A 24,738-nucleotide genomic window follows, 5' to 3' on the forward strand; every position below is an offset into this window, starting at 1 on the left:
TCATACAGGTGTTTAATTAATTTTATTCAACCAGAGTTAGACTAAAACAACAAGTGTTTATTTTTTCTTCATTGTAAATACCTAAGATTACAAACAAATAAAAAGCCCCAACAAGTTTATTTGTTAGGGCTTAATTTTAATAAGTAAAACGAACCTTCAAGAAGTTAAGCTGCTTTATCTAATACCGGCTTAGCATCGTCAGTACTTACTTTAAGCCAAACTGTCTTTTTAGTTGGTCTAACAAAGTAACTAACCAGACCTATAAAGAAAATAACCAGTAACCAATAGAGTGTACTGTAATCAGTTTCTGCCGGCTCAGATTTAGCCTGCTCTTCCAGCTTTTGACCCGAAACTTGCTCAGTTGCTTGGCTTGCTTCTTCTGCGGGTGGCGGAACTTCTGGCTGTGCCAGCGTCTGTGCTAATGCCTCAGAGAGTGGCATCATACCAAAACCAACCGCTGCAGAATCCATATACTCATTAAATTTTACATTGTCAGTAGCAACATCAAACTGAGTAGCAAGTTCTGAGTAAGTTTCTACCATTTTCTTGATAGTTTCTTCATCTGCATCCCAGTAACCTTTACGAACGGCTTCAAGCATACGTTCAATAATTTGTGCTAAACTTTCAGCGTTATGCTCTTCAAAGAATTCGCGCATATCCATTTGGTATTTATCTTCAACATACACTTCGAAGAACTCCTGCCATTGGTCGTCACGTATCGCTTCAGGTGTCATCACTTCCCAGCCCCACATGTTGTTCATGCGATCAAGGATAACTGTAGCACCAGCATAACCAGAGTCTTGCATCGCTTTAATCCAACGTGGATGAAAATAACGACTACGCATTTCTTGGTTAACAAACTCAGCTAAGGTTTGTACTTTTAGCTGATCTTTTTTACGCAAGTTCGAAACATACATTTCCGGCGTTTTACCATCGAGATGCCGTACGGCTAGGCCGATACCACCAAAATATTGGAATGGGTCATCGTTAGTCATTAAAGCGTAGAGATTAGTTGAGCGTGAGAAAATTACCCCGTTAGTCCCTGAGAGAACTTTAGAATATAAGCCTTCCCCTTCACCTAGTGCATTACTAACACTTTCACTCCAACGTTTTTCATCCGCGCCATAAGCAAAACCCATACGACCTAGATAAAGATTCGCTAATTTATCATCGGTTTCCCAAGTATCAGAAGCTAAAGAACTGCCTGCTAAGCCAGTACCATAGTTGCCTGTTTCATTAGAAAAAATACGAATAGACGATAAATAGTCGGCATCTTCTTCTGACTTACCCTTTTCAAGTAGCTCTGTTTTTAAAGCGGTAGCATGGCGATAAACAAAGTTATTGTCTTCTTTCATTTTAGCCACTTTATCAATGGCTTTTGCTATCCATAACATCACATTAGGAAAAGCATCTCGATATAAACCTGTTGCAGAAATAACGACATCGATACGTGGGCGCTTTAAATCCTTATAGGGAATAACTTCTGTACCAATAACTTGTCCCTGATGATTCCACTTAGGTTTTAAACCAAGGGCATGAAGAATTTGCGCTTCTAAAGCGCCTTGATGACGCATTGTTTCAAGTGACCATAGTGAAAAGGCTAACTTTTCTGGGAATTTACCATGCTTAGCTACATAAGCATCAATGGTTTGATTCATCAAAATAACACCAGCATCGTAAGCTTCTTTTGAAGGTACTTTTGCTGGATTAAAACCAATTAGGTTACGACCGGTTGGCGTAGCTTCTGGGTTGCGAATAGGGTCGCCACCGTAACTGGTTGCAATATAGTTCGCATCAAGAGCAAGCATTAAGTTCTGTGTTTCCGCTATGGCTTGAAAGTTTTGCCAATAGGTTTTTGCCACTTCTAAATCAGCGGCTAACTTTTCATCTAAGTCTGTTAAAGACACAGGCTTACCTTTAGAAGAGCCGATAAAGGCTTTTAATAACTGAAAACCATCAAGCGCAGGTAAATTTTTAACATTACGCTGATCAAATTGCTCAGCCGCTGGCACTGTCATGTCATGCGCTTGCTCATATTCGGCAGCACGTTTGGTAAAATCATCTCCTAACATTTGCAACATAGTCGTAAATAAATGAGCATTTTTTGGCAAGTCCCCAAAAACATGCACACCTAATGGTTGGCTCATTTGTGCCAAGGCGTTTAAGTGGTCTTGTAATTTAGCAATATATTGATCAAAATCAGCTGCCATGGTCTCTGGCTCAATGGCTAAATCTTTTAACATATTTAGCTCTTGTGCTAGCACTATGATGCCAGCTTGAGTATTCGCTTTAGTTTTACCTTCAGATAACATTAAGTAATTATTAATTTTTTCACTTAAGGTTGCTACTTCAGTATATAAACCTGCTTTGGCAAAACCTGGCGTTAGGTGACTTATCATAGTCGCTCGACCACGACGTTTAGCCTGCATAGCTTCACCGACGTTATCAATAATATAAGGATAAAATACCGGTAAGTTTCCTAGGGCTAAACTTGGCGCATCATAAACTGATAAGCCACGCTCTTTTCCCGTTAACCATTCTTGACTGCCATGAGTACCCAAATGAATATAAGCATCTGCGCCGAAAGTTTCACGGGCAAATAAATAGATAGCAAGGTAGCTATGATTAATAGGTGCTTTAGTGCTGTGGTATAAGTTTGCATGTTCCTTGGCATCTTCACCACGTACGCCTTGTGGCATAACAATCATATTACCAAGATTCATTCTTGGAATAACAAACGAAGGTATTGTTTCGCCGTTAATTTTAGCTTGTCGTAACATGCCGCTTTCTTCTGGCTTGCCCCAACGTTCAATAATAGGTTTAGTGACATTTTCAGGTAGTGCATTAAACCAATTAAGGTAAGTGCTTAATGGCATGTATTCTGCTAAGTCTTGGGCTATTAATTGCTCTGCATCTTCGCCGGGCTTTCCGTGACGATAGTATGGACGTAATAATTTACCTGCTGACTCAATAATTTCTTTATGGCCTTTAACATCAACGTTATAGCCTTTTACTTTCATTGCTTTAGCAATATTTTCAATTGATGTTGGTACATCTAAAAAGGCGGCACCAATATTTTTTTCACCCGGCGGATAATTCCAAATAAAGGTCGCTACTTTTTTCTCACTATTTTTGATGTAGGCAAGGTTTGCATAATTAAAGGCGCGCTCAACTAAGGCATTTAATTGATAATCGATAGCAGTTTTAACGCCATTATTATTAGCAGCAATGATGGTTGGATCAGCACTACCAGTATCTTCTGGCATGACCAAGAAAAATGGCGTTAATGAAGGAGAAATACCTGCATTATCTTTTTCGAAACTTGCTTGGTCGCCTTCAGTATAATTAAGCGCATGTAATACTGGCACGCCAAGTTTTTCAAATTCGCTGCGACGTTTAGCGACAAAGTGCAATGAACGGTAGTTAATTAATAAATCAACACGGCTATCAAACCCCTTAGCACTGTCAACATTCTCTACACTTAAAAGATCGGTGAAGTTCATTGGCTGGTCTTCGCCTTCGAAGAAATACGCTAGCGCTTTTGCCCCTTTAGCTTCAAGACCTTTGATCAAAGCATCAACAATTTGTTGTTGCTCATAATCAATCACACTGCGGTGAACACCAATCGCAATTACCGGTTGATTGTCGCTAATATTGAGTTGCTGAAAAAAAGCATCTTCATCTGCGCTAACTAAACCGGGGAAATCATAATGATACAATCCGACACTAGGTACAATGATTGGTGCTTTGGCACTAACTGAAGATAATCCTAAAAAATCATTGGCAAGATAAACCATCAAATTAGCATAGTTATCACGACCGGCATTATTATAATAACTGCCAATGTTTTTGGCTTGCACACTAGATAGCCCTTGGTTCATGCTAGTGTTAACTAAATCACCCATGGAGATAACTGGCACTGACGCAAATTTAGCGGGATAACCTTGGTATTTACCAAACATATATTTAGACAAGGCGGGATTAATGCCATCAAGCATAATTAAGCTGGCTTTCGACCAAGCCGCTTTAATGTCTTCGTCTGATTTACCTTTGCTTGAGTAATTAACTAACTCAAACGGTTGACCTTTAGCTAATAATTGTAATAAGTCACCTTTAGGTTTAGAGGCGTGCGAGGACATCATTAATAATATTTGAGGCCTATCTTGTAGCGTGCTCTGTGACTTACTTTCAGGTTTATTTTGCGCCTTGGCTTGCGATTCATTTTGCCCAGCAATACTAACATTAACCAAACACATCAGTGCTAAAGTCGTTAGTAAAGTAAGCTGATTTAAAATTTTTGTTATCATTATTTCTATAAGCTATTTAGGCTTAGCTCCTGTTTTATCTTTGCCACCTTCAGGTACGTAAACAAAACTGCCATCTGCCATAGTATAAGCAATGCCAGCACGCATGCCTTCACCCGAGCCCACTTCGCCAGTTGACTTGTATTGTTTAATTTCTTTGCCTTTTTTAACAATGATTTCCATATTTGGTTTACCGGCATTTTTAATTACCGTGACATCTTCACTGGAAAAAGTGCTCAAAGGGTTTTGCGCCAAAGCGATTAATAGAGCGGCGATGATCACCAAAAACACATCAACCAAGTTAACAGCGCTAAGAATAGGGTTTAGCTCTTCATCTTCATCAAGAAAGCGCATTATGCGTCGCCTCTAATTTTTCGGATGTTAATTAATTCAACCGCACACCAGCGTTTTTTCACTGAAGCAGGCCAAAAGGTTAACGATGAAATAACCATGCCCCAAATAACGGCGGCAAAGGCAATAATCAAACTTTCACTAATTCCTTGGATATTACCATCGGCTAATGCTTGCAGTGCTGGTCCCATAGGGATCATTGTGGCTATCAAACCAAGCATTGGCGCAATACGTGTCACTATGCGTAAGTTTTCTAATTGCTTCAGAGCAACCACCTCTAACTCATCTTCGCTGGCTTTAGGGTTTTCGATAAAGTAATTATGAATTGGGTAACCATTGTGTGTCGTTACTTGTGCACTCCCTATAGATGCCACTTGACGAATATAAGCTAATTTATTTTGTTTTCTAACCAAGTACTGCGAGAAAAATCGCCCTAAAGCATAAATAGCATAAACGGCTAACGTACAGATTAAAATAATAACGGGAGCCATCAATAACTCTGAAGTTTGCGCCATGGTCATTTCTAAAGATTGAATATTCACTGTGCTAATTACCTCATTAAAATTAAGCGGTGGAATTGTACATACACCCGATAAATTTATCAAATAATAATTATTCTTATTTAGGTTTACATTTGTATTTTCGTTATGTATGGTATGCACGAAATTAATAAGCAGCGCCTACTTCTTGCACAAAAACACTACTTTATAGTGGGCACTGGACCATATATTGCTTTTCCTGAAGCAAATTATTTACTTGATACCTTGACTTGATATCTTTATTTGGTCCCTAGGTATACCTCTTTCTTAATAGGAATTAAAAATGTTTATGCCCAAGCGCGCCCTCCTCGCCACTGCAATTTCAACTGCTCTTTTTATAGCTCCATCAAGTTATGGCGCAGATAATATCGATGATGCGGTAAATACAGATTTCGAAATAATCGTTGTCAGTGGTACTAAAACTGAAAAGCCTTTAAAAGATGTGGCAGGAAGCATATCGGTAATCACTGAACAAGATATTGAAAAGCAGCTGGTGACAGATATGAGCCAGTTATTTAAATATGACCCCAGTGTACAAGTGACTGGTAATACTGGCGGCGCACAAAATATTATCGTGCGTGGTATGGGCGGTGATAGGGTATTGATGATCAAAGACGGCATGCGTATGAACGAAGGTTATGGCGCTAATGGCCTAAATGACATTGTTGGCCGTGGCTTTATTGAAACCGATACCTTAAAACAAGTAGAAGTAGCTAAAGGTGCATCATCTTCACTTTATGGCTCTGATGCCTTAGGTGGTATTATTGTTTTCACTACCAAAGATGCTTCTGATTATTTAACCGATGGCGAAACCTTTGCAGGTAATGTAAAAGTTGGCTACACCGATGATGGTGAGCAAGGCAACATTGGTACTACCTTTGCCCTAGCGACTGGCGACTTTGAGCAGGTACTTAATCTAAGTTATCGTAACGGTGCAGAGTCACAAAACTATGCTGAGACTAAACCAGCATTAGACATTGAATCAAACAGTGTCTTCTACAAAGCTAAATACAATTTCAATGAAGATAGTTACCTAAGTTTTACTGCTGATGTTTGGCATCAAGATGTGACTGGCGATGTAGCTTACGGTTTATTAGGCTACTTTAGAGATCTTGACGGTTATACAATTGTTGATGAGAATAGTGAAAGTCAAAAGGATAACCAATCCTTTCAATTGCGCTTTCATAGTGAATCACCAACAGCTATTTATGACATGCTCAATGTTTCAGTGTATGCAAATAGTACTGAACAAGAAGATGTTGAATATGGTCAGTTAGACATTAACGCTAATTATGGTTATCCGCTTATTGAAATTCGCGATATGTGGAAAACATCAGTATACAAACAAGAAACCCAAGGATTTTTATCTAACGCTAGTTTAGCGCTTAATGAGACTCATACCATTGGTTATGGTTTAGACATTGAACAATCGACCTCAAGTAGAACGGAGTCAAAGCTCTACTCAGTAGAAGGTACACCTAAACCAGGTTATCCACAAGAAAGTGATAAATTCCCAGAAACTGATGTTTTTCGTGCAGGTTTCTTTATCAATGACGAGATTTCATTATTAGATAATAAGCTTATTATTACTCCAGGTGCTCGTTTTGATATATATGAAATGGACGCTAATGGCGCACTTAAAGAAGACGGCACCCCTTACGCAGATTTTGATGAAAACCATCTATCATTAAGCATTGGCGGCCTATATAAATTTACCGAGACTATTGCTGGTTTTGTCCAATATGGACAAGGTTTTAAAGTACCAGCTTATGACTTAGCGTACATCGAGCATGATAATTCAATGTACGGTTATAAGATTGTGCCTAGTGATGATTTAGCCCCTGAAGAAAGTGATAATTTTGAAATTGGTTTACGTGGTCATACTGGCGACTTCTTCTTTTCAACAGCCATATATTACAGCCAGTTTGATAACTTCTTAGCAACAGAAGTTATTGGCCATGAAACCGTTACTGACCCATATACGGGCCAAGATATGGTGGTAGCAATTAATCAATATCAAAATATTGATTCGGTAACGCTTAAAGGCATTGAAGCAGCGGTTCGTTATCACCTCAATGATAGTGTTTCTGTATTTGCTAATGCAGCATACCAAGATGGTAAAGATGATGCTACCGGTGATTACCTAACCAGCATTTCACCACTTTCAGGCATTACTGGTGTTAGTTATGAAGTTGACGCCTTATCAGCTGAGCTTATTCTTAATTGGGCTACCCGTATGGATAAAGTGAATGAAGGTAATGCCGAAGTTGCGGGTTATGGCACAGTCGATTTTTTAGCAAGTTACCAAGTTAGTGACGAATTTAGAGTTAATCTTGCCTTAACTAACTTAACTGACAAAGAGTATGTTAAATACTTAAACGGCGCTGGCCATAAAGATAATTCAACCCTAATGGATGTGACTGAAGCCGGCCGTGGTTTTGCCGTATCAATGCGTTATGATTTCTAAATGTATACACTAATAGTATCTCATTAATTATTGGTAGATTAGCAGTCAACCAATAGGTGAAGAATAGAATGACCATATAATGATATGGTCATTTTTATTTTAAAAAGATTACGACTCAAGTCAAGAATACTTGCTTGAAGGCTCACTCAACTTATTATGCTTACTTCAATAGCCTCTTTAGCTAATAGCCTAACAAATCATTTCACCGTTAACTTTTTACTGTTAACTTTTCAGCACAAAGCGCGTTAAATACGCCCACGGAAAAATATAGTCACTACGGACAGCTATGCGCTTTTACTTTAGGATGATAGTTATTCTAATCCAAAGACCTCCGGAAAGTGAGTGGTTCCAATGAGTGATACTAATGAAAGTAAGCAAGCGCACTGGGATACTATTTTTTCAGCAAAACAAGATGCTGAGTTAGGCTGGTTTGAAGATGATTGCAGCCAAACCCTAAGCTTTTTGAAGAATACTGCTATCTCTGCAAGCTCAACATTATTTTTAGCCGGTGCTGGTACCTCTAAGCTAGTGGATGAACTAATAAATACAGATGCCAACTTGATAATAAATGATATTAGCGCCAAGGCTTTAGAACAGTTATCTCAAAGACTTAATAATACTAAATGCCAATATTTACACCATGATTTAGGACATAGTTTCGATAAAGGCTTCGATAAAGGTTTTACTGTCGATGTCTGGATTGATCGCGCTGTTTTACACTTTTTACTCACTGAAAAGCAAATTACCCACTACTTTGAAAATCTTAAAAGTACGGTGAAATGTGGAGGTTATGTGCTATTGGCTGAATTCTCAAACGCTGGAGCAACACATTGCGCAGGATTAGCTGTGCACCGATACTCCGAGAATGAAATGCAAGTAAGATTGGGTGATAATTTTGAGCTTATCAATAGTAAGCAATATACTTTTGTTAATCCGTTCAAGCAAGAAAGACCTTATATATACGCACTCTTCAAACGTCGGCAGTAACAATAGGCCAATTGTTATCATAACTCTTATCACCTAACCTTATTTATTAAGTAAATAAGGTTAGGTTTTGTGTTACAACTAACAAGCTGGTGCATACTATTTAGCTGTTACACGGCAAATTAATACTTAATCACAACATAGCACTCATAACTTTCTACTTTAAGATCATTAATAGTTCGCCTTGCCCTAAATTTGTAGTTATGTTATTTCAAAGTTGATAATAAGTTTGTCAACTCCATCGGCTTACCCCATAAGAAGCTTTAAAAATAACAGTTACTAATCTAATTTATTTAAAATTACATTTGTTAGCAACATACCAACAACAAAGCAATGACAAGGATCAACAATTAACTTCTCCAGTAAATCATCTCAAAGCCCTCACTGTATTTACACAAAAATCACATCCTCGTTACCTTTTGTTACTCTTTGTTACACCGGACCCTGCCACTAAGTGTATACAATATAAAATATGTGCATATATATAGTGTGCACATAAAATTTTAGCATCACCAAAAAATAAATATAATAAATACATCTAAGGAAGAATAATGCGTATAACTAAGACATTTAAGCTATCAGCTCTCTCTGCAGCTATGCTATCGATTGCATCAAGCATGGCTACACCTGTTTTTGCCGCTGAAGAAGAAGAGGTTGAAAAAATCATGGTTACCGGTTCACGTATTGCACGTGCCGAAGTTTCCTCGACATCACCAATTACCGTAGTGACTAAAGCACAACTGACTAAATTAGGTATTACCGATGTAAGCTCGGCTTTACGCCGATTACCCGCGATTACAGGTAATAGCGCTAATAATCAAAGTAGCTCTGGTACAAACAATATTCAAACAGCAACATTACGTGGTATTGAAGCGACAAATACTTTAGTACTATTAAATGGGCGTCGTATAGTGGGCTCAGATGAAGACGGCCTAGTTGATCTATCATCAATCCCCTTTGAAGCCATCTCTCAAATTGAAGTATTAAAAGATGGCGCCTCAGCTATTTATGGCTCAGATGCGATTGCCGGTGTTATCAATATCATTACCCGTAGAAACTACGAAGGTTTTGAAGTAAATGCTCGTTATGGCGAATCGTCTGAAGGAGATGCCCAAGAACGTGAGCTTGGTTTAGTCATGGGTTTTAGTACGGACAAAGGTAGCATGATGATTGCTGCTTCAACCAGCAACAACTCTGGTTGGGAAGAAAAAGATCGTTACATGACCCAAGATACTGATCAATCGTATTTAGGTGGTGATGATACAAGCTCGGGCACAACACCATTTGCTCGTTTGTCTGGTTTTGGTTTAGATCCAAGTCAAACATGGACTGTACTCGATGCTAATAACCCAAGCCAAGTTACTGCATTTGACTATGACACCATGGGTTATAACTATCGTGCTGCACAATCGGGTGCCAATGATAACAAAACCACCAGTGTTTTTATTACTGGTGACTACGAGCTAGCTGAAGACTTGATGTTTTTTACTGAGTTATCTTTTCATGACGGTTTTGTCCAAGGTAACCAAGCCCCTCCTGGTACCGATACCGGTTGGTATGGCGACAATGTCGATACACCAAATGCTTTTAAACGCTACACTGACTCTGATGGCAATAACTATGGTGTTGGTGCAAACCAAAAATATAACCCGTTTGGAGAAGCAGGTAATGTGAGTCGTCGTTTCAGTGAGTACGGTTCACGTATCTATAAAACAGAGAGTACGATTCAACGTTATACGCTTGGTCTACAAGGCATAATTTTTAATGAATATGATTGGGAAGTAAACTTCTCTAGCCAATCTGCTGAATTGATTAGCCGAGGTGGTCCACAGCCATCACTTATCCAAATTGAGCGTGCTTTGTCTAATGAGTGTGAAACTACAGCCGATCCTAGTTGTGTTGCTTTAAATGTATTTGGTCCTGAAGGCTCAATCACCACAGAAATGTTAGACTTCATTAATACTACGGCGCCGGTAGTAACCAATAGAAATGATCTAATGTTTATGCAAGCACATATTTCAGGCCCGGTTATGGAATTACCTGCTGGTGATTTAATGTTCTCAACTGGTGCTGAGTATCGTGAAGATCAATTATCTTTAGAAGTTGACCAAGCACAGCGCACAGCAACATTTGATGTTTCATGGGGTGGTTCAAGTACTCCGGTAATCTCTCCAGTACGTGAAATTACGGAACTATATTTAGAGTTAGCAATTCCTGTATTAGATAACTTAGATTTTGAAGCCGCTGTTCGTTATAGTGATTATAGTGATATCAACGAAAGCACCACCAATCCAAAATTTGGAGTTATTTACCAACCATTTGATATGTTAAAGCTTCGTGCTAGTTACAGCACCGGTTTCCGCGCTCCAACCATGGCGCAGATGTACCAAGGTAGAACGTCAAATATCAATACTAATATGTATGATCCGTGTAACCCTAATAACGATGCGAACTTTAGTTCAACTAAACCAGAGTGTGTTGCTTTAGGTTTAGATCCTGCCCATAGTCAAAATGCTATTCAAAGCAATGACATTATTGGTGGTGGTAACCCAGACCTTAAGCCTGAAGAAGCTGAAAATATGACACTTGGTTTAGTCATAGAGCCTATTAATAACTTGTCGTTTACCCTTGATTACTTTGAAATTGAGCAAACCAATGTGGTTTTTGCTAGCTCTCGTTATGTTATTGACCAAAACTTGGCTGGTAACCCAAGCTATGCTGGTGATGTTTTACGAAGCAATAACGGCACAGGCTTTATTCAAACGATCAACTCACCTCAGAACAACATTGCCGCACGTAACATTTCAGGTTTTGACTTAAATGCTAATTACGCTTTTGAAACGGATATAGGTGATTGGCGTATAAACTTTGATACCACATTAATGGATAAGTTTGAGGTTCAAGATACTAGTGATTCTCCATTTAGAGATATTGTTGGTACTTACGATCCTGCCTTTGGTAGTATTCCTGAGTACAAGGCAAATATTCAACTTGATTGGTCAATGGGCAACTACCGAGCCACTTGGGATGCTAACTACAACTCAGAAATTGAAGCTGCTGAAGATGATGTTATGTCAGCGACAGTATTCCATAACATGCAAGTAGGTTACTTTATTGAAGGTATTGGTACTGATGTACATGTTGGGATGCAAAACATATTTGATAAAGAGCCACCTTTCTTAAAGGCTAACGGTACTGCTACCGATGATAACCTTTACTCATTCCGTGGTAGATTCTTCTACATGGGCGTGAAAAAAGAATTCTAATCATTTAAGCAATAGAAACATCGAATGCTTTATCAAAGCCACACTGAGTAATTGGTGTGGCTTTTTTGCTATTTTAATAGAGCAATGAGACTTATGTTTACTGTTTAAAAGTAAACAGCTGTTTAATCGTGGCATGACATTCATCCCCTCAAATTCAAGATAATCTCTAGTTAGCTAAAGAACCCTCTTGTAAAAGCTAAGTGCTCCCGCCCTTGTAAACTACAATTACGGACAAATATGACCTTTTATTGTAGGATATTAATTACTCTATAACAAAAGTTATCATGATAAATGAGTGCCAGTAATGAAAAGTAAACAAAAACATTGGGATGATATATTTTCAGCAAAACAAGATACTCAGCTAGGCTGGTATGAAGATGATTGTTCTCAAACCCTGAACTTTCTAAATAATATTTCGATCTCAGCAAATTCAACATTATTTTTAGCAGGTGCTGGTACTTCCAAACTGGTAGATGAACTTTTAAAAACAGATGCCTATTTGCTGGTAAATGATATTAGCGCCAAGGCACTTGAAACCTTATCTCAGAGGCTTAATGCTGCTCAGTGCCAATATTTACAACATGATTTAGGTGTGCCATTTAATAATCATGGTAATAAGTACTTTGATAAGAGTCTTGCTATCGATATCTGGATTGACCGTGCTGTTTTACACTTTTTACTCACTGAAGAGCAAATTAACCACTACTTTGCTAACCTTAAAAACTCGGTAAAATGTGGAGGGTATGTTTTGTTGGCTGAATTCTCAGATAGTGGAGCAACACAGTGCGCGGGATTAGTAGTGCATCAATATTCAGTGGCGGAAATGCAAACAAGACTCGGTGACAACTTTAAGCTTATTAGTAGCAAAGAATACAGCTTTATTAATCCCTTCAAGCAAGAAAGGCCCTATTTAAACGCGTTAGCTAAAACGACTATTCTGGATAAGCAGCATTTGCTCAATATATCGCTATTTAATCCGGTAAATTTTATTTTAAATAACCATAGGTTGATGTTTTTACTTAAACATCAAGTACTCATTATCTAGAGTTCAGGTTAAGTAAACTCAAGCAATAAAAAAGGCCAGCTGTTATCAGCTGACCTTTGTCGTTTTACTCTTTGTATTTAGTTGTCTCTTAAGTTCTGTCTTAAGCTATTTATTGAGTTACTACTCACAGCTTAATGATTACTTTTTAACACCTAGACTGCAAATGGATATTTAATCGCGTCATGGCACTCATAACCTTCTACTTTGAAATCATCCATAGTTACCCATGTTTCTAAATCTTCTAATGATTTAATTTCAGGGTTGATGATAAGTTTAGGTAGCGCCATCGGCTCACGTTTTAACTGAACATCTTGCATTAACGATAACTGGTCTTCATAAATATGGGCATTTACTATTTTATGATACGCCATACCTGCTTTTTTACCGGTGATTTGCGCCATAATAGCCAAAAAGAAGAATACTTGTACTTGATTAAAGTTAAGCCCTAACGGCACATCACATGAACGTTGAAAACTTGTTAAATGCAAAGTATCGCCCAACAATGAGAAATTATGGGTATGCATGCAAGGTCTTAAACAGCCCATATCAAATTCACCTGGATTGTAAAATGTCATAATTTCAGCACGATCATCAATACCATTTTTTAGGTTATCTACGATCTTCTTTAATTGGTCGATAGTACCACCGTCAGGCTTGGCCCAAGCACGAGCTTGCACACCATAAACGCGGCCCATATCATCCTCACCTTTTCGGTGTGAGTTATTAAGCCAAACTTCATTTAAGTTAGCATTAGCGTCCCATGTTTTAGTGCCTAATTTGCGAAAATCAGCTGCGTTATCATAACCACGGATATAACCAATAAACTCAGCAATTGCCGACTTAAAAAAACTTTTACGAGTGGTGATTAACGGGAATTGATTATCGCCAACGTTATATTCTAGATCAGCATTAATCACTGTTAAACAGCGTTTACCGGTGCGCTCATTTTCAACCCAAATACCTTGGCCGATAATTCGTTGACATAAATCTAAATATGCGCGCATTAGTTATTTCCTTTTGCTGTTTTTTTTGATGATGAGTTAGCTGACTTCTTCGATGAATTATCCCTGTTATGTGCCTGAGTTATAGCCGCCTTTTGTTGGGCTAAATGACCTAAATAAATCACCAATACCCCCACTAAAATCATTGGAATACTTAAAATTTGCCCTTTTGAAATAAAGGAGAAATACAAACCAAGGTGCGCATCTGGCTCACGGAAGAACTCAACAATACTTCTAAATACACCATAACCAATCAGAAAGGCGCCGGAAGCTAGACCCAAGCGATTAGTTTTACGTGTAATGATATATAAAATAGCAAACAGCACTACGCCCTCAAGGGCAAACTCATATAATTGCGAAGGATGACGTGGTACTTGTAATGAATCGGTTGGAAAAACCATTGCCCATGGCACATCCGTTTGACGTCCCCAAAGTTCAGCATTAATAAAGTTACCTAAACGACCCATACCTAAACCAATAGGTACTAGAGGTGCAACAAAATCGCCAACTTCTAAAAAAGATTTTTTGGTTTTTCGGGCAAAAATAAATATAGCTAAAATAACGCCCAGTAAGCCACCGTGAAATGACATGCCACCTTGCCATATCTCGAATAAATATAATGGGTCAGATAAAAAGTACTCAAACTGATAAAACAATACATAACCAACGCGGCCACCTAAGATAACCCCTAAAAAGCCATAAAACAATAAATCACTGACTTGCTCACGTGTCCATAAGCCGTTACTTCTATCAGCGGTTCTGTTTGCCATAAACATAGCTGCAAGAAAGCCAATTAAATACATAGTGCCATACCAACGTAATGAAACTGGGCCAATACTAAAGATGATCGGGTCTATTACTGGAAATTGTAAAAACTTATCTGTCATTGCTTATCCATGTTCTCAAAGTAGAAGGTTAAAAAGTAGAAAGTTAAAAGCTATTAGCTTATTAGCTTATTAGCTTATTAGCTTATTAGCTTATTAGCCGAGATTATACCCTGTTATGTCTAAAAGTTTACCTTAAAAGTACCACTGTAAATTTCATTAACCAAGCATCATTTTAATAGCCACACAGATCAAGAAAATAGCAAAGAATTTTTTTAAGGTTTTTACCGGTAATTTACTGGCATATTTAACCCCTAACGGCGCAAAAATTGACGAACTAATAACAATACCGAATAAAGCGGGTAAATAAAGATAGCCTAGGCTCCACTGTGGCAAGTTAGGTAAATTAAAACCGGTAATGATATAACCAAAGGAGCCAAACAAGGCCACCATCACTCCACAAGCCGTTGCTATACCGATACTATGACGTACAGACACGCCGAAATAACTCAACGTGGGTACTAGAATGGCTCCGCCTGCAATCCCCATTAAACTTGCAATAATGCCCGTTATAAAGCTAATAAATTGCAAAACATAAGTCGCGGGTAATGACCTTTGTTTTGAGGCATTAATTGAAAGTAACATGTAAACAGCCAGGAAAACCACGACTATGGAGAAAAATCCAGTTAATGTTTCACTCGAAAGAGAGTCGGCAATAAAAGCCCCTAACAAAGCTCCTGCTGCAACTAAGATCAATAATGGTTTTGCTAAAACCCATGGGATATTATTTTTTTTATGGTGCGCTACTGCGGCACTTGCCGAAGTAATAACTATCGCCCCTAAAGAGGTAGCAAGTGCCATAGGCATCACGATTTCGCTACTCACGCCAACCATAGGCAATAAGTACACCAGTGCCGGCACGATAATAAGGCCGCCACCTATACCTAAAAGACCAGCTAAAAAACCAACGATACTACCTAAGGCAATACACGAAATTAATACGGTTAAAATCATTCTTCTTTGCGGAAAATCCGCTCCTAAATATGGGGTAAATTATAACTATTGGTATGTTTTGAGTAAAAAACTATGCCTAAAACTGGCACCTATCACTAAACACTTAGAATTTATGCCTAAAGGTATGTAAAAAATTAATAACCTGCACGTATAAAGCCACCTAAACCTAAGGTTTCAAGTTGTTCATTTAAGTAACTATGTACTTTTTTTGCCGTTGTTAAGGTTAATGTTTTTTCTAAAATAATTTGTGCTTGTTCAAAGGTTATATGACGAATAACCCATTTAATACGCGGTATGTTATGACCATTCATACTAATTTTGTCAAACCCCATAGCTAAAAGCAAAATAGCTCCGGCGGGTTGCGAGGCAAGCTCTCCACATAAACTAATCGGGGTTAATTGTTTTGCTGATTGCTGCGCAAGATTATTCAAAGCATTTAATACCGCAGGATGAAAGGCGTCATATAAATTGGCTACTTGGCTATTATTTCGATCAACCGCTAATAAATACTGGGTTAAATCGTTGCTACCAACCGAGAAAAAATCAACTCGCTTAGCCAAGGCTTCCATTTGAAAAATAACAGAAGGTACTTCCAACATAATACCCACTTTAGGTCTTACTAATTTAGCAGAAACTGTCTGTGCCTTAACCTGAGCTTGTTGCACACTTAAGTGACCATCTTCGTTGCTAGCAGACATCAGTTCTTTAATTATATCTTGGGTTAATTCAGTTTTAAGCTCAAAAAACGCCTGATTAATTAACCTAAGGGCTTCATCAACTTCTTCAACTCCTGAGATCATAGGTAACATGATCTCTAAATTATTTAATCCTTGATTTGCACGAAGCATAGCACGTACTTGCACCAAGAATATTTCAGGGTGATCTAAGGTAATTCTAATACCGCGCCAACCAAGAAAAGGGTTATCTTCGTTAATAGGAAAGTAGGGTAATGATTTATCACCGCCAACATCAAGAGTACGCATGGTAACGCCATGTTTTGGGAAAGCTTGTAGTACTTTACGGTATAACAGTGTTTGTTCTTGCTCTGATGGAAAACAATGTCGGTTCATAAAAGGTATTTCAGTACGATATAAACCAATACCTAATGCTCCAAGTTGGGTGGAGTGTTCAAATCCTGCCGATAAACCGGCATTGAGTAAGACTTCAATAGCTCGACCATCTTGAGTAATACAAGGCAAGTGTACCACTGCCATAACTTTATCGGTGAGCGCCTTTTCTTGGCTCAATAAATATTGATATTCTTGTATTAAACCATCATCAGGGTTAATAAATAGCTCACCACTATAACCATCAAGTATCGCCTGTTGCTGGTGCAATTGACTTAACACATTCGCATTAACACCCATGATGGCTGGCAGACCTAACGAACGAGCTAAAATAGCTGCGTGAGAATTATTCGACCCCGATAAAGAAATGATGCCTAACAGGCCCTGATGTTGATATTGAGCTACCATTGATGCACTAACATCTTGTGCCAACAAAATAAATTCATTTGGCAACATCAGCTCTTCTTTTGCTTGTTGCTGAAGGTTTACTAATAACCGTGTACCTAAGTCTCGAATATCACTAGCTCGTTCACGAAAATAACTATCCTCAATGGCTTCAAATTGGCTAATGTAATGTTCAATCACTAATTTTAAGGCACTATCTGCACGCCAGCCCTGTGATATTTTAGCACCGACTTCTTGGCCTAAATTAGCTTGTTCTAATAACTGTTTATAAACATCAAAAATAGCGAGACTATCGTCATCAATAGACTCACTTAATAGCTTACTCAACGCATTGAATTCTAGACGGGTCTTGGTAACCGCTTGTTCAAAACGCAACAATTGCTTTTGTTTATCAATGGTTTTTTTTAATGATACCGCAGCGAGATCTGCTTGAGGTTGACATACAATGATTTCACTTAAGGCTATTCCGGGCGCACCAGGAATGCCATATAACTGTTTAACACCTTGATTTTGTTCTTGCTGCTGATTAAGCAAACTTTTAATTTCGGCATTAGCCACAGCGCTGGCTAGTTGCGCCGATAGTGTCACTAAGAAGGCCTCATCATTTTCGGTAAAGTGACGCGATTTCTTTTGCTGAATAGCTAAAATACCGAGTACTTTACGTTGATGAATAATGGGCGTGCCTAAAAAGGCATTAAATTCGTCTTCTTCAACTTCGGGTGCGTGAATAAAGTCTTGATGCTGTTGAGCATCAGCAATATTTAACGGCTCTTCGCGTTGTCCCACTAAGCCAACCAAACCTTCGGAGAAACCTATACTCGCTTGACCCTGCGAAGACTTAGCTAAACCGTCTGAAGCCATTAATACAAAGTGTTGTTGGTGATAATCCGCTAGATATATTGAACAGCAATCTGTTTTCATTGCTTTTTTTACACGATAGACCATACGTTCAAGCGCAGTTTGCAGTTCGGCCTCTTGACTAAACTCCAATACTATTCGACGTAGGGTTGCTAACATTTAATTCCTCTATAATTCGTGGTTACCGTAAAGTAAATATTTAGAAAAAAATAGCCCACAATAAAGTGGGCTATTAGGATTCTTAACGCGAATCTACAATCATAGTAATAATTAAGCTAGTTAACTAAGCGCGACGTTTACGACGCTCAGGTCGTCGCTCATACGTTAACGGTAAAGCAAAACTGACAAACTCTTTCATGACCTTGCGATAAACATCACGCTTAAAAGACACTACCTGCCTAACTGGATACCAATAACTTACCCATCGCCAATCATCAAATTCAGGATGCGGGCTATTGAGTAAATCAACTGAAGATTCAGCTGCAGTGAGTTTTAACAAAAACCACTTTTGCTTTTGTCCAATACAAACGGGTTTCGAGTCATGCCTAATATAACGTTTTGGTAATCTATATTTTAGCCAGTGTTTGGTTGAAGCAACAATTTTCACATGTTCCGGTTTTAAGCCAACTTCTTCATGTAACTCACGATACATGGTTTGTTCAGCCGACTCACCTTCATCAACCCCACCTTGTGGATATTGCCATGAATGTTGTCCAAACCGTCTTGCCCAAAATACTTGTCCCCTGTCATTAATTATTACTATGCCGACGTTGGCGCGATAGCCTTCGGCATCGATCACAGGAACTCCTGACAATATATAAAATTCTTGTATCAATTCAACCATATTAACGTCTGTGGGGCAAATGATTACTTTGATTTTTTTAGCTATTGATTAATAATAACCAGTAACCTTAGTAAGAAAATATTTCATGGTTAATTCTACTCACTTATGAACATACCCTGCTCTGAACAAGTATTAATGCAACGCGCGCAAAACTTAGCGGGCTTAACCTTAGGTGAAATTGCTGAACAAGCTGGCATTGCTGTACCAAAAGATTTAACGCGTAACAAAGGCTGGATAGGTTTGTTGTTAGAACATGTGCTAGGGGCCAGTGCTGGTTCAAGGCCCGAGCCAGATTTCCCTCACTTGGGTATTGAATTAAAGTCATTACCAATTAATGAACAAGCCAAACCCCTAGAGACCACCTTTGTCAGTGTTGCCCCTTTAACAGGCCTTGTTGGTATCAATTGGCATAATTGTTATGTGCGTAAAAAGCTTGCCCGAGTACTCTGGGTACCCGTGATTACACCTAAAGATGCTGCAATCAGTGAACGTTTAGTTGGTACTCCTTTTTTATGGTCACCTAATACCGCAGAAGAAGCACTATTAGCGCAAGACTGGCAAGAGCTTACCGATATGATTGTACTAGGTGAAGTGGAAAATATTCATGGTAAACATGGCCAAGTGATGCAGTTAAGACCCAAAGCCGCCAACAGCAAAGTAAAAACCCAAGCCTTTGATCGACACGGCAAGCCTTTTATGACCTTACCACGGGGATTTTACCTGAAGATAAACTTTACCCAAGCTTTATTGCACCGCTATTTACGGATTAACTAATGATAATTCAAACCGTCGAAGTTCTTCTTAATACTGAAGTTTAGTTTGGTGTTAACCAGAATGCAGCTAGATTTTAGTTAGAACTGAGTTAGATATTATTAACACTGATTTCTTGCGAGATAATAATCATTTTACCTGCTGGCAGTTCTTGCCATTGAGTATTCGCCGCTTCTAAGCAAACATATTCTTGCTCGCCACCATCGTGAACATCAGCCATGGTATTGGCAAGTTCAGTACCTGGATTCCATAATACCCACTGCTCGCAATTAGTACTTACGATATCAATTTTACGCTGCCAGTTATTATCAACAATGGTCATTTTTTCACAGCTATGATATTCACGGTCAATTTCGCCAATACAACTGACTGATAGCTGCTGCACACTTGTACTCGCAGTTAATTTGTCATGATAGTGAACACCTGTTAGTGCATCAATGCTGACATTTTTTGGATTACTGACAGCAAAGTAACTATGTAATGCCGTAGAATACTGAGCACCTTGGGGTGAAAGGTTAGTCATGGCTAATGTTTGTTTAAAGCTTTTACCGAAAAAGAGTGTTTGTGTTAATTTATAGGCATTGGGCCAAAGTGGGTGTTGCTTCTCACCTACTAAGACCAAAATAAGGGTGACACCACTTTCATCGGCTGTGAGTGCTTCAACACGCCAAGGTAATTGCCTGGCAAAACCGTGTTTGTCTGATTTATTACCCTGAGTTTGTTTATTGTTTTCACCAAACCACGGCCAACATAGAGGAATGCCACCACGAATGGCTTTACCAGCTTGGTAACTGGCTTTCTCACTCAGCCATAATACCTCTTGTTGATCTGCTGGTTTAAAGCTTAATACTTGCCCGCCAAATAAACTTACTTGCGCTTGACAATGATCATGAGTGATACTTATTCCATCAGGATAATCATTCTCTTTATCTGGGTTTAGTGTCAATGTGCTAACGTGAGTAAAATCGTTATCTAGTAATATTTTTGTCATGGAATACCGTTCTGTTATTGAGTCGCTTGGTTACTAAAAAATCAACGGCTAAGTGCTCTGTTGCTAAGTACTATGTTATTCAAATAAGTACTCTGTTATTTAATTATTTATCAATTAACCGTTGAGCAAGCATATTTAAAAAGAAAGTTTATAAGATGTCCTTTATGTTTGAAAGCCTAAAATATTACACTGATAGTTCATCTTTAAAAGTTTTTTCCTATTGATAAGAATACAGAAGACTTACCGCCCGATGCAAAACCAACACCAAAAACTGCCGGACCAAAACTGGTGTCTGTGCCTAAATAAATACTGCCAGAGTGAATTAAATCACTATATTTCACCGTTTCGTTAACTTGCCAAATATTACCGGCTTCAGCACTTACACCTAAGTAAATAGGCAAACCGCCCTCGGCAGGCATTTCACGACCTAAATCATATTGATAAACAATAGCAGCAAATACTTTATGAACACCAATAAGGGCATCTTCTTGATAACCTGATAGGTTTAAAAATCCACCTAACTCAGTAACATGCACGCTAAAATCTTCTTCATTTTCAACGGTAGCTAAAGAAGCAATACCAACAAAAGTATGATTTCTAATGCCAAAAGCGCCACGCCAATCAAGGTTCAATACTAGCGATTTATCTGTATCGGCAACGCTTAGTTGTGATGAATATTGATCATTGAGCCACTGCACTTTCATTGAAAATTTATTGCCCTGCGTGGGAAAGTTGATACTGTTTAGCGTGTCATAGCCAAATTTTACAAAACCACCATAGGAGTTGTAGTCAGACTCACCTCCAGCAAGCGCATCAAAAGAAAGGTTTCCCGTTTCGGCTATACCACCAACTTCCATAATGCCATTAAAAGAATAATTATAACCTAGCGCTAAAAGGCCACTGTAGTGATCATTGCTCAGTTCAGGACGAGTTTTGGTTTTTTCCCACTTGTCTTGAATGTAGGCCACTCTAGCACGACTGTAAAAATCGTGTGATTTAGTTAGTGGTTGATAGAATTCAGTAGCAAGTAAGGTTTCCCAACCCACTTTTACTTCATTTAACCAACGTCCGCCATTATCCGTAACATCGGTCATCATATAAGACATGTTAAGTGAGACAATAGCCCTGTTGGCAAAGTCAGTTTTTAGATTAAAGCCAAAATCGAAATAGTTTGGCCCCCAAGATTTTGCCTTTGTATGTAAGATTAAGACTCGTCCCTGCTCAGTATCATTAAACTCAACAGTGACTTGTTCAAATTTATCAAGGGCATAAACTCTATCAATGGCTAAATCTAATTCATTCTTGCTCAAGCCTTTACCTAACTCAACAGCCAAATGAAGCGCAATAATATCATTCTCTACTTTCGAGTTATTTTGAAATTTAATTTCAATTATTTTATTAGGTAACTCAGCAAACCATTTTTTAGCTTTGTTTTGTTTTTGTTGTTTATATACTTGATAGTTGTCATCACTGATTGCTAACTTCATTAATGCGGGTGCTTGTGCATTAGCCTCTTGCTCCCCTAAGTTTAATGCTTGGGGCATAACAGACCAATTCGTCGTACTTAACTCATCAATAGCCGGACGTAGCAACACATCTTTATCACTCAGCAATACTTTTTGCGCCAAACTAGTATTGTTAGTCAAAATGGTAGATAACTGATTTAGCACAGCAACCGTACTGGTTAGTTCACTTTGTCCTGCTAATGGCGAACCGATATCAACAGCAATAACAATATCTGCGCCCATTTTTTTAACCACATCTATTGGCATATTATTAGTGATGCCACCATCAACCAGCATTTTTCCATTAATTTCAACTGCAGCAACAATGCCAGGAACAGCAGCAGAAGCTTTCATCGCCTGATTAATGCTGCCAGAATCAAGAACTACCATTTGTGCAGTGGCAATATCCGAGGCAACTGCCCGAAAAGGAATGGCAAGTTCATCAAAACTATCAAAAGAGCTAACAGTATCGGTTGAACGCTGCAGTATTTGATAGGCACTTTGACCCAATAATAAACCGTGTGGTACTTTAAATTCACCGTCACTGTAACCTAATCTTATTGATAAATTGTATCTATCTCGGTGCTGTTTATTGACATAAGATAAAGCCTCTCTGGGAATAAAGTCTGAATAGCCATCAGACCAAGGCAGCCCAAGCATAATACGTTCAATTTCATCAACGTCATAACCTAAGGCGTACATGCCGCCGACATAGGCGCCGATACTAGTACCAACGATATAATCGATTGGAATATTGTTTTGCTCTAATACTTTAAGCACACCAATATGAGCAGTACCTTTAGCGCCGCCACCACTTAACACTAGGCCAACTTTGTCTCTGGAATTAGCAGAAAAAACAAAACTAATTAAGGTTAAAAAAAGCAGTATGATAAGAGAAAAACGCATAATAGTTACTTAGAAAAGAGTTAGTTAAGTTACAGCTGTATCACAATAATAATGATCAGTAATAAAATTACAAGTTTAATATCTTGGCTACATTTACAGCTAGCTTTGCAATTACGGGCCATATAGCACTTACCATAATTACTTATTTTATAATAATGACGATACAAATAAAAAACCCGCATTTAAGTTTCCTTAAAGTACGGGCTTTATTCACTATGCGGCGAGTGCCTATCAGAGCAATAACGGATCGAGATAATCAATAAATACCAGAAATGTTATCACCTACTGATTAGCCTTTACTTAGTATAGCCACGTGGCATGCTGCTATCTGTAGTATAGCGCTGACGTAAAACATCTTGGCGTGATCTTAACGACATGGCATTACCATTGATCCACATAAAATCTACCTTGGTGCTTATTTCAAAGGGGTCACTGCTCCATAAAACTAAGTCAGCATTTTTACCCACAACAATACGACCAGCATTCAAATGAAAACTATCAGCAACATTAGCAGTAACTGCAGCTAAAGCACTAGTTGGTGCTAGGCCATTGGCAATAGCAATGCCTGCATCAAAACGTAACTGATTAATGTTATAACTCTCACCACTATTACTGATAATTACCTTGATACCCGCTTTAGTTAATTTCGCAACATTATTGAGTGAATTATGTAATGAATCAAAACTGCTCGGTAAGTTATCAATAGCACTCATCATCACAGTGACATTCGCTTTTGCTATTTCATCGCTAACCAGTACAGCATCACTTGCACCAACAAGCACTAAATCAAGCTGATATTGCTCTTTTAATTTCAACAAAGCTAAAATATCTGTTGCTCTATCCACGTATGCCAATAATGGTTTTTCGCCTGATAATAAAGCATACATTACCTGTTCTGAGCGAGAAGGAGTTTTAGCTTCTTTGTCTTCTGTATTTTTTGATTTTTTCTTCTTAGTTTTAGCTTTTTCGATTTTGGCTAACGCTTTTTGGGCATCTTCAAGTTTATTGCTTAATGTTTGTAAGCTCATTGCTCTTGAGCCTTTACGTTTACTGCCAAGCTCGACAATCACAGCATTTTGCTGAGCAATAACACTGTCAAATTCACCTGATAAATTTACCGTAAAACTTTGACCCGTAAAAACGTTCTCGCCACCATGTGGCATAACTAAGCTACTGGTGATACCGCCCTTGCGAGCATAAGGGATCAACGTCGACTTAGGGTTAAACGCCAGACTGGCATCAAAGGTTATATCGGCTTTTTTATCAGAGCCATCGCGGGTAGCCGAGACTGCGCCCACTTCGACTAAACCCAGTAAGTTGCCTGAAGCAATAAAACCAGGCGTTAAAATACGTCCTTTCGCGTCAATCATAGTGTCTGCGCTAAGTGACTCTGGTACATCATCTTTGCTATAAACAGCAGTAATGATGCCATCATCAAAAACAACAGTTGCCTGTGATAAAATACCTTGCTCAGCCACTGTGTATACAGTGGCATTAGTTATTGCCACTGACTCAGCATGTACTTGGCTAGTAGTCACGGCAAGTGCGCCAAATAAAGCATAGCGCAATGAAGTAATTAATTGAGTGTTTTTCATT

At 38.6% G+C, this 24,738-nt stretch carries 16 protein-coding genes; 5 read left to right on the top strand and 11 right to left on the bottom strand.

Annotated features, from left to right (window positions below; genetic code table 11):
• Positions 1 to 164: 164 nt before the first annotated feature.
• Genes GAB14E_RS17300 through GAB14E_RS17290 form a run of 3 tightly spaced genes read right to left on the bottom strand, consistent with a single transcriptional unit; the run spans position 165 to position 5,197 of the window.
• A complete protein-coding gene (locus GAB14E_RS17300; protein ID WP_231561992.1) occupies positions 165 to 4,307 on the bottom strand; it encodes a cobaltochelatase subunit CobN in 4,143 nt (1,380 codons plus the stop codon).
• Between the two features lie 12 nt (positions 4,308 to 4,319).
• Positions 4,320 to 4,658, bottom strand: coding sequence for a DUF2149 domain-containing protein (locus tag GAB14E_RS17295; RefSeq protein WP_033081182.1), 339 nt, complete (start codon positions 4,656 to 4,658; stop codon positions 4,320 to 4,322).
• On the bottom strand, positions 4,658 to 5,197 hold the full coding sequence (locus GAB14E_RS17290; protein ID WP_052093499.1) for a MotA/TolQ/ExbB proton channel family protein: 540 nt from the start codon (positions 5,195 to 5,197) through the stop codon (positions 4,658 to 4,660). Before GAB14E_RS17290 ends, GAB14E_RS17295 begins: the two co-directional genes overlap by 1 nt.
• Before the next feature lie 280 nt (positions 5,198 to 5,477).
• Between GAB14E_RS17290 and GAB14E_RS17285 the strand changes: the two genes are divergently transcribed.
• The 4 genes from GAB14E_RS17285 (at position 5,478) to GAB14E_RS17270 (ending at position 12,956) form a co-directional block, all read left to right on the top strand.
• Positions 5,478 to 7,661, top strand: coding sequence for a TonB-dependent hemoglobin/transferrin/lactoferrin family receptor (locus GAB14E_RS17285; RefSeq protein WP_033081183.1), 2,184 nt, complete (start codon positions 5,478 to 5,480; stop codon positions 7,659 to 7,661).
• 351 nt (positions 7,662 to 8,012) lie between these two features.
• The gene (locus GAB14E_RS17280; RefSeq protein WP_033081184.1) at positions 8,013 to 8,648 is read left to right on the top strand and encodes a methyltransferase; all 636 of its coding nucleotides are present in this window, start codon (positions 8,013 to 8,015) and stop codon (positions 8,646 to 8,648) included.
• Positions 8,649 to 9,196: 548 nt separating this feature from the next.
• Positions 9,197 to 11,911, top strand: coding sequence for a TonB-dependent receptor (locus GAB14E_RS17275; RefSeq protein ID WP_033081185.1), 2,715 nt, complete (start codon positions 9,197 to 9,199; stop codon positions 11,909 to 11,911).
• A 304-nt stretch (positions 11,912 to 12,215) separates the two neighbouring features.
• Positions 12,216 to 12,956, top strand: coding sequence for a class I SAM-dependent methyltransferase (locus GAB14E_RS17270; RefSeq protein ID WP_197061159.1), 741 nt, complete (start codon positions 12,216 to 12,218; stop codon positions 12,954 to 12,956).
• Between the two features lie 152 nt (positions 12,957 to 13,108).
• Here the strand turns inward: GAB14E_RS17270 and GAB14E_RS17265 are convergent, their stop codons facing one another.
• The 5 genes from GAB14E_RS17265 to rppH form a co-directional block, all read right to left on the bottom strand.
• Positions 13,109 to 13,960, bottom strand: coding sequence for a thymidylate synthase (locus tag GAB14E_RS17265; protein WP_033081186.1), 852 nt, complete (start codon positions 13,958 to 13,960; stop codon positions 13,109 to 13,111).
• The gene (gene lgt, locus GAB14E_RS17260) at positions 13,960 to 14,844 is read right to left on the bottom strand and encodes a prolipoprotein diacylglyceryl transferase (RefSeq protein WP_033081187.1); all 885 of its coding nucleotides are present in this window, start codon (positions 14,842 to 14,844) and stop codon (positions 13,960 to 13,962) included. The genes GAB14E_RS17265 and lgt overlap by 1 nt, the downstream gene beginning before the upstream one ends.
• Before the next feature lie 156 nt (positions 14,845 to 15,000).
• The gene (locus tag GAB14E_RS17255; RefSeq protein ID WP_033081188.1) at positions 15,001 to 15,795 is read right to left on the bottom strand and encodes a sulfite exporter TauE/SafE family protein; all 795 of its coding nucleotides are present in this window, start codon (positions 15,793 to 15,795) and stop codon (positions 15,001 to 15,003) included.
• A gap of 134 nt (positions 15,796 to 15,929) precedes the next feature.
• The gene (gene ptsP, locus GAB14E_RS17250; protein ID WP_033081189.1) at positions 15,930 to 18,284 is read right to left on the bottom strand and encodes a phosphoenolpyruvate--protein phosphotransferase; all 2,355 of its coding nucleotides are present in this window, start codon (positions 18,282 to 18,284) and stop codon (positions 15,930 to 15,932) included.
• 124 nt (positions 18,285 to 18,408) lie between these two features.
• Positions 18,409 to 18,924, bottom strand: a complete 516-nt coding sequence (rppH, locus tag GAB14E_RS17245) for an RNA pyrophosphohydrolase (RefSeq protein ID WP_033081190.1) — start codon at positions 18,922 to 18,924, stop codon at positions 18,409 to 18,411.
• A 150-nt stretch (positions 18,925 to 19,074) separates the two neighbouring features.
• On the opposite strand from rppH, the gene mutH reads away from it, so the two are divergent.
• On the top strand, positions 19,075 to 19,743 hold the full coding sequence (gene mutH / locus GAB14E_RS17240) for a DNA mismatch repair endonuclease MutH (protein WP_033081191.1): 669 nt from the start codon (positions 19,075 to 19,077) through the stop codon (positions 19,741 to 19,743).
• Positions 19,744 to 19,831: 88 nt separating this feature from the next.
• Here the strand turns inward: mutH and GAB14E_RS17235 are convergent, their stop codons facing one another.
• The 3 genes from GAB14E_RS17235 to GAB14E_RS17225 form a co-directional block, all read right to left on the bottom strand.
• Complete coding sequence (locus GAB14E_RS17235; RefSeq protein WP_033081192.1) at positions 19,832 to 20,731, bottom strand: D-hexose-6-phosphate mutarotase; 900 nt, start codon at positions 20,729 to 20,731, stop codon at positions 19,832 to 19,834.
• 203 nt (positions 20,732 to 20,934) lie between these two features.
• Positions 20,935 to 23,142 carry a patatin-like phospholipase family protein gene (locus GAB14E_RS17230; protein ID WP_033081193.1) on the bottom strand — a complete coding sequence of 736 codons (2,208 nt, stop codon included), beginning with the start codon at positions 23,140 to 23,142 and terminating at the stop codon, positions 20,935 to 20,937.
• 296 nt (positions 23,143 to 23,438) lie between these two features.
• Positions 23,439 to 24,737 (bottom strand): amidohydrolase family protein, encoded by a 1,299-nt coding sequence (locus tag GAB14E_RS17225; protein ID WP_033081194.1) that lies wholly within the window; start codon positions 24,735 to 24,737, stop codon positions 23,439 to 23,441.
• Position 24,738 lies beyond the last annotated feature (1 nt).

The sequence above is a fragment of the Colwellia psychrerythraea genome, assembly GCF_000764185.1.
GTDB classification, from domain to species: Bacteria; Pseudomonadota; Gammaproteobacteria; order Enterobacterales; family Alteromonadaceae; genus Colwellia; species Colwellia psychrerythraea_B.